Consider the following 7,935-nt stretch of genomic DNA (forward strand, 5'->3'; position numbering starts at 1 on the left):
TTCAATCATGGGCGCCGCCGCGAAGCGGCGACGTCCTATGCATTGATTGGTTATGCCTGATCTGCACCATCATTACTATGATCATCTGATTCGCCATCAACGCCATTTAGATGAGGAAGAGCGAAACTAATATATTCCTGCTGAGGAGTTCGACGTACATTCCAACGGCCACCATGATTTTTCGGTCTTTCTCTTTCAATCGCATGTGTTAGTACCAGGCGTCGTTTAGCTCGCGATACACCAACAAAAAAAGCACACCGATTAGCACCCTGATCGCCAAAGAATATTTCGTTTTCAACAGCCATAATTATCGTTGAGTCGAACTCCAATCCTTTACTCTTATGGATTGTCAGAATACGCACAGCCTGATCTTCAGAGAAACGAGTCAAGGCTTGGGGTAAATCAGGCTCAAGTTTCAGCAAGTCTTCAATGCACGCTTTGGTATCTCTCACAACCTCACCTAACCTGGCATGTGACTCATAGTCAGGCGAGAGAGCAACAAGAGTCTCCTTTCCTATTTTAGTCAGAAAGCTACACACAGAATCCCACCATCCCGAAAACTGCTCATCCAACAACTCGGTCATGATGATGACGTTTCGCTGTTCCTTGAAGAAGCGTTGGAAGTTTTGCCTGGCGCTAGACTGCACCTCATCATCAGCAAAGGGAATCAATTGATTCATCAGCCGAATCCAAGCTTTGGGCTCTCGCTGGCCATAGAGGCAAGACAAATAGTCAACGACGAGCCTTGCGGCAGGTTCGACAGCAATATCCTGCATCTCCTGCTCGTTCCGATATGGTATTCCCCTAACTTCCAATGCCGCCATCAGGTGGTTGGCGTAAAGATTTAATTGCTTGGACACTAATACGGCGATTTCGGATAACGGAATCTCTTCATTTCTGATCCATTCGGAAATCAAATCGGCCAAATACTCAGCTTCCCCCTGAGCATTCCCGAATTGCCACGCGAAAACCTCTCCCTCCTCACCAGCAAGTTGGTGATCTGGCATGACGGAAGCTGGATCAAGCACACGAATTATCTCGTTCTGCACCCGAAGCAGGCGCGGTTTTGAACGAAAGTTTCGGTACATATTTAGTGGGATGGCTGCAAAATCCCTAGCGAACGTTTGGAAAATTCCGTCCAAAGCACCTGCCCATCCCATGATTTTCTGCTTGGTGTCACCGACAGCTGTAAGACGAATGCTCGTACTTTTGAAGGCTACCTTAACGAGTTCATACTGCTGATCCGTGCAGTCCTGGAATTCATCCAAGAAAACATCGCTGTAAGTTTGGCGTATAGCATTTCTTGCAACAACAGAGGCCTTGAGAATTTGAATTGCCAAGGGAACAAGATCATGAAATGTAATTTGCCTTCTTGTGACTTTTCTTTCGCCAATCGAATAATCCAAATCAAGAGCATCATTACCAGTAAGCACTACTCGGAAACGATCAATAATACGCTTTGCAAACGCATGAAATGTGTAGCTATCAAAACGGGAAGCCAATTCGTGCCCACAGCGTCTTTGGATTCGCTCCTTCAAGTTTTTGCTAGCGTCAACTTTAAAAGAGATAGCGAGTATTCTCTTCGGATAACGGCAGGTTCCAGTTCGTAGGAGGAAGTCAGCTCGCTGTGCAAGCATTTCCGTCTTGCCCGCTCCCGGCCCCGCAGTCAGTGCAAGACAGCGCGCTTGCTCCTTCGCAGCCAGCAGTGCATTAGGCTCAAGCGTTAACCCATCCGAAGGCAGCCATGCATCTACAGCAATCACTCGGGCAGCTCCGCAAGTTTCGCTATCACGGCATCTACAAGTCGTCCAAATGATTCTGGCATGTTCGTCAGCAATTCCTCGTTGCTCAGTTTAGCAAGAGCATCTATATGCGCAGCGGGCTTACTACCCAGTTTAAAAAGCTTGTGATACGAAGAGAAAAGATTGAACTCATCTCCGCTGTATTGGTATGAGCCATGATGGCTCTTTCCCAAAACTGCTTTAATTGTTGACTCATCTGAAACCTCCTGCTGAACACCGTAAGCATCAGGGAAAGCAAGGAGCATTGAAAAATCTAAATCCATTGGAAATGAGAAAAAAACACCACGCGTTTCCAGCTCTTCAAATACACTCTTAGTGCCGTTTTCAAAGAAATGATGTGTACGAACAGGAACTTTGTCATCATTCCAATCTGATAAAGAAAAAGAAGTTGGCAGGACCTTTTCAGATTGATATAAACCAAGTTGGTTATTTACATACTTTATTCTTCCCCAGCCCGCTTGATATCTGCCCACATCTAAATCTAGAAGAGTCAAAAATGGGATTTGCAGTGCTGATAAAAGGCGCCAAAAATGGTTGACATGCCTACCTCCAAGTGGAGCAATCGTAACTGCTGATTCATCAACTGGCGCACCTTTTGCTTGGAAAAGGCGTGGTAGTACTATTTCTTCACTATCCCCCTCACCCAATACAACCAAACGCGAGAAGTAAATCTCAGGGAATGCTTGTACGGCCTCACGTACAAATTTGTGCGCTTCATCTGTTTTGGCGGGTAATTGGATTTTCGTAATTCTTGATTGCCGGATTTCGGTAAGTCGAAGATATCGAATATTTTTCGGATCGACACGTCGTAACATTGACGGAGCATGCGTAGCGATTAGAGCCTGAGCATCCTTGTTGCTCGTCATTGAGTTAAGAGCGCTAACTATCCTCCCCAAATAGTGAGGCGAGAGGCTATTCTCTGGTTCCTCAAGGGCAATTAGAGTAAAAACCGGCGGGCGCAACTTTTCTGGGTCAAAAGAATCGTCCTCACCAGCAAGGACAGCACGCGCAATAGCTTGAGATGATAAAACCAACGATAGATAAAGCATCGACTTCTGACCGTCGCTGAGTCGGGAAAAATCGACAATTTTTTCATCATGCCCTGGCGAGAAAGATACGGACAAATGACGAAGCAACGCCTCGATCTCAGATGCCACAAAAGTAATCTTTGGATCTGTAAAGTAGCTGCCTTTATGAAGGGTGCTCCATGTTTTTCTCAGGTGGGTACTAAAAGCATTGACCGATGGATTAGCAGCCAGACTCTCACTAATCTGGTCGGTGAACCCTTTGACCTCTTCTCGTTCATTTTCCCAATTCACTGCCCGTAGCAAGCGGCCCAGAAGCGCGTTGGTTCCGTATGCAATGTGGTCAGTCGGATCTCTTCTTGCTGGCAGATAGTGGACTTGTATGTGATTTCGATCAGATCTGGGAACTGTTTCAGGATTTAGAGGTGAGCCGTCCGGGCCAACTTCAAGCACATACACGAAAGCTTCATCAATATCCCCATCCAGGCCCATAGTGGCACTTAGGCGATACCGTACCCTAGGAATTCCGTCAGGGGCATCAAGGCGCATGTGACTGAAATGGGGAGCAACGGTTGAGTTATCTTCTTCACCCTCCAACTCGGGGAACTCGAAGTCAGCCTCAATCCATAACTCCCTTTCTTCGGGCGCTTCCTGTTCAGTGTGCGGAACATGGAAGTCTGAGCGCTGAATACGGCGTAATGATGGATCAAATGCAAACAGTCGGCATAAAGCTTGGAGTGCAGCAGTCTTTCCTGAACCATTGGGGCCAATCAGATAAGTAATTTCTTCCAGTGTAAGTTCTGTTGGTTCAGCACCGAAGCTTTGAAAATTTGAAAGTCGAATCGACTGTAGTTTCATCTCCAACTCCACCTATTCTCAACTTTCGCTTTGGGTATTTAGTGAACTTAGTAATACCAGCGCATAACGTTGCGCACAGAGGCGCGAGCTTGCGAGCGTCCTGCCGCCGCTTGCGGCGGCGAACTGCTGCGCCTGGTTAGGTTTCTTTAAGTAGAGCCAGACGTCGCGGGTCCTCAGTTTCATCATGTTCATCATCTTCAAGGGGTTCGGTGTTGAACTCTGGAAGAGTTAGCTCAAGTCTTTCTTTTACAGACTCAGCGTTGTGATAATCCAGTCTTTGTACAAACTGGTCCAATATCTTCTCCCTGAGTTCTTTGTGAATAACTCCATCGACTTCGAGAGGACCAATTTTCACCCCGAAAAGAGCGCCAAACAATAATGACCCTAGAATGATCTTTCGTCCGGTATCGTCATCGACTCCAAGATAACTCCAGACTGACCCCGGAGACATAAACTCAGCAGTAGTCGCCAGCTTAAAGCCATCTTCTCTTAGAATCTGGTCGAACAATCTTTCAAAGCGAATCTGTTCAGGGGTTTCGGTAACCTCAAGTGACCTAGTTAAGACCTCTAGATCAGTGAGTATTGAAAACAACTGGGAAACGCTATAGTTACTTATTGCGTCACTCTGATTTATTCTAGTGGAAAAAAATATTTTCCCTTCAGAGGTAAATATTGGGTACAGCATGTGATAAAGCGTTGCCCAGTATGGATCAATATTAAATACTGTTTGCCGAGCTGATATACTCCTCTTCATTGCGGTTGGCAGATGCTTTCTTCTTATTTTAGGCCCCCACTTTACTGGACGCCGCAGAGAGAATGGCATCTCAGTAAAATCACCAGTTTCTTGATCTCGGATAACTCTGACTGGATTGTTGTCAATCCGAGGATGGCCGACAATTCGTCCAACCATTAAATAGCCCGAATCAACGCTTACTACGAGATCGCCAACCGCCATCTCGGCGATGAATACTCTTATTTGTCCGTACCTTCTGTGGGTTCTTGCTTTCCAGCCTTCTTCACGCTTTCTTCTTTCTAAAGCTCCAATTTGGGATAGCAAAGGGCTCATCAAGGGGAAGTATGGCTGAGGATGCGTATGCGGAGGGGATAGCTTATCCAAGTGACCAATCGCTACCGTACCCGCCTGCCGGAAATGATCGATGTAATCTCCACCTTGGGCTCTAACAACCCAATATCGCTGGTTATTCGGCCGTTCAAAAACTTCGATCATTCAGAAACCCCTTGCGAAACCTAACGTGCGCATAAAGCGCGCGAGGAACGAGCGTCGGCTTTAATGCGATTGTTATACACCAGCGCTCTCAGCCTCGTGGAGAGTTTCCTCAATACTGCTTGGTGAGCTCTCGCTGTTTATTGCTTGTTGTGCTCTACTGAGGTCATAGTTCGGAGCCTCTCGCACGCCAACCCGACGACGATTATCGTCGATCTTCCAAAACTCCACATGTTCAACATTCCTGATCCGGGGCTCCATGAATAGGGAGAAGTCCAAGGTATAAGCCTCAAATCTACCTTTTCTTCCAGAGGCCGCAGAAGTATCCGGTTCGATAATGTGAATCAATTTGAAATCCATTAACTGCTGTATGAGTTCATGTACAATCGGAAATTCTTGCGCTTGCTCTTGTGAAACAAGAAAAGCTGTTTTTCGCTTCTCCTTTAGGCAAAAGGAAATAATATCTCTGTACAGTTTTTCCAAGGGAGAGGCATCTACAACACCCTCCTCTTTGAGGTTGTTTAATTTAGTTCGATAGGAAAGTCTACTCGCGCCTTTCCAAATATATCTTGGGGTGATCCATTGTTCTCTTCCGTCTGATATAGAAGAATAAATAGCTTCAACAAAAATATTTAGGAAGTCTCTAGGCACACCTCCTGAGGCCAGAACCAAAGCATGAAAGGCTTCTGGGTTAAAAAGCTTTCCCTTTGGGTTATCTAATCCTGCCTTAAAGGCGACAGATTCCAGCATTTGGGACAGATACTCGCTAGTAGAAACCACGTCTTCCAATGTTCTATCCAGGCTTATCTCTTCTACATCTTGATGGAGCTCAACCCCTATTGTATTTTCCTCGTTGCGTATTATTGTCGTTCTGTGCCGGACCGTTCCTATCTTCAAGTAGAAATTAGTTCCGCGAACTAAGCGATGCAGATAATCTATTACATCCGGCTGCCGGCTTCTGGGTATCAGATAAAAATCATCGAGCAAAATAAAGGCAGAATCATATCTGGATTTATCGAGGGAAGTTGATAATGCCTCTTTGTAGTCACTTAAATACCGCTCTAGATAATCTAATTTCTGTTCTTTAAATTCACTTTGCCTCTCATGCTTCTTCGATTTTTTGAGGCCTGAATTTGCCCCTCCCTTTGAGAGCCCCGCATATTTTTCTGATACATCACCGTCAGTCTGACGTACGATGGCTTCTTCGGCCGATGACAAAAGCTTTCGTAAATCAGTTATATTTTTTTGGATACTATTTGGACACCTTAACCAACGCCTCCAGTGCTGCTTTGCTTCTGGCATGTTTTCAAAAATACGAAGCAGTAACCGGACGAGAAGGTCTGGATAGGTAAGCCTCTTAAACTCATCGCCTTCAATATAAATTGGCAAAACCCCATTATTAGCATCAGTGTCATTCAAAAAGTGAACAAAAAGACAAGACTTCCCTGATCCACGGCGACCAAATACTAGTTGATGCTGGCAGGAACTAAATCTTGCTAAATGGCCAGAAACATCGACATAATCTGGATTATGATTGGGCCTAATACGAAATGAATCTTTTATTAAGTTTGCTAATTGTTTTACTTCTGGATCAGATAACACTGATATCTCCTTGTGAATAACGCCCGCGTTACGGGCTGGTTTGTAGCGGCAGCGGAGAACCAGTCCCTGTACACGCGATTGTTAAAGGTTATCAGCACGGAACCTGACAAAGTGCATTTCGAGGCCGCTGCAGCGGCTCTTCAATCGTAGCTGATCGCATATCAAACGCGCATAACCTTGTTCCAATCTATACTATGGCCTGCCGCTTCGAGTTCGCGCGCAAGTGCTTGCTTCCAGCCACCGTTGCTGTCCATCGTCTCCCAGACGACACCCGCGAAATCACTTGGAATTTCCAAGGTGCCGCGCTTTAGGGCGCATACTTTGTCTCGGCCCAACCGGCCTATGAAGTAGCCCAGCTCCAACAATACATTTTGCCGAGCCCGTGGCTCGGGATTTCCTCCCTTTGCACAGCCCTCATCATCCGGTGTGAGAAGGACTACCGCAAATCCAACATCGCTGTTTGCAACAACCTTTTCGATAATGGTTCGTCCTTGATTGGCCTGTTCATGGAGAATGATGGCCTCCAAACCAATGCGTTCCAGAAAGCGAGCCACCGTTTCGCGCGCACCATCGTCATGGCCATGAACAATAAATACCTTGCGTGAAAATGCTGGCCTTAACACAGTTTCAGTACTCCCCTTTGATTGGACATAGTGCTTGTAATCACGAACAAAGGGAATGATGAGTTGCCCAGTAAGCGAATGGATGCCGGCTATGATTTTCTTCCCGGAATAGAAAAAATGATGACCGAAGTTGGTAGCGTAACTAGGGTTGTTGGCCAGTTTCTCGATCAAAAGCAACGTTAACCCCATAGTCTTTTTGGGGTCATCTGGCCAGGCAAGCTGGGCACTGCCAACCATGCTACCGCCAGTTTTTTCACTTTCCGCAATGAAAGCATCGAGATCAACGTCTTTTGTCAGCTCTTCGTTGTAAGGTTCAAGGTCGGGATGTCGCAACAATTGGGCCAGCTTCTTCAATGGACGTTCGTACGTCTGTAGCTGCGAGTTCTGTAAGTCTAGAACAGCGTTGTTGATTTCTCCGAAAATATCTTGAGCCATCATTCATCCTCGTTAGACTGCAATCGAGCCTCAGCGGCTTTCTGGAGAATGCTTTCTCTATAGCTTTCTTTCATTTGATCGGCGAGCGACCCAACAATAGAGTTGTTAGCGTACGGCTCAATACGGCTATCAATTATTCGAATAACTGACTGAATGGCAGCTTCAATACTGGCAGGATCGTTAGGATCAAAGTTAACGACGCCCAACTCGCCATCTAATTCATTCAACGCTTGCTGTGCTTGTTTTAGTTCTTTCTGTAGCTTGTCGAGTCCAGATATTCCAACCATGCCCCCTCCTTATTAATGACCTACCAGCGACACTTTGTTCCTCAACCAAGTAAACCAAGGCCACAATGCCTCTCCGCT

General features: G+C 46.1%; 6 protein-coding genes. All 6 read right to left on the reverse strand.

The features are described 5' to 3' along the window. Window positions 1-50 precede the first annotated feature (50 nt). On the reverse strand, window positions 51-1,763 hold the full coding sequence (locus tag V6U78_RS12515; protein ID WP_405341487.1) for a UvrD-helicase domain-containing protein: 1,713 nt from the start codon (window positions 1,761-1,763) through the stop codon (window positions 51-53). Beyond that, on the reverse strand, window positions 1,760-3,685 hold the full coding sequence (locus V6U78_RS12520) for an ATP-dependent nuclease (protein WP_405341490.1): 1,926 nt from the start codon (window positions 3,683-3,685) through the stop codon (window positions 1,760-1,762). Before V6U78_RS12520 ends, V6U78_RS12515 begins: the two co-directional genes overlap by 4 nt. Before the next feature lie 136 nt (window positions 3,686-3,821). Continuing rightward, the gene (locus tag V6U78_RS12525; protein ID WP_405341493.1) at window positions 3,822-4,913 is read right to left on the reverse strand and encodes a hypothetical protein; all 1,092 of its coding nucleotides are present in this window, start codon (window positions 4,911-4,913) and stop codon (window positions 3,822-3,824) included. A gap of 72 nt (window positions 4,914-4,985) precedes the next feature. After that, window positions 4,986-6,512: a hypothetical protein gene (locus V6U78_RS12530; RefSeq protein WP_405341496.1), complete on the reverse strand. Its 1,527-nt coding sequence runs from the start codon at window positions 6,510-6,512 to the stop codon at window positions 4,986-4,988. Window positions 6,513-6,673: 161 nt separating this feature from the next. Further along, the gene (locus V6U78_RS12535; protein ID WP_405341499.1) at window positions 6,674-7,570 is read right to left on the reverse strand and encodes a TIR domain-containing protein; all 897 of its coding nucleotides are present in this window, start codon (window positions 7,568-7,570) and stop codon (window positions 6,674-6,676) included. After that, window positions 7,570-7,857 carry a hypothetical protein gene (locus V6U78_RS12540; RefSeq protein ID WP_405341502.1) on the reverse strand — a complete coding sequence of 96 codons (288 nt, stop codon included), beginning with the start codon at window positions 7,855-7,857 and terminating at the stop codon, window positions 7,570-7,572. Before V6U78_RS12540 ends, V6U78_RS12535 begins: the two co-directional genes overlap by 1 nt. Window positions 7,858-7,935: the final 78 nt, after the last annotated feature.

It is taken from the genome of Marinospirillum alkalitolerans, assembly GCF_045055655.1.
In the GTDB taxonomy this organism is placed as follows: domain Bacteria; phylum Pseudomonadota; class Gammaproteobacteria; order Pseudomonadales; family Halomonadaceae; genus Marinospirillum; species Marinospirillum alkalitolerans.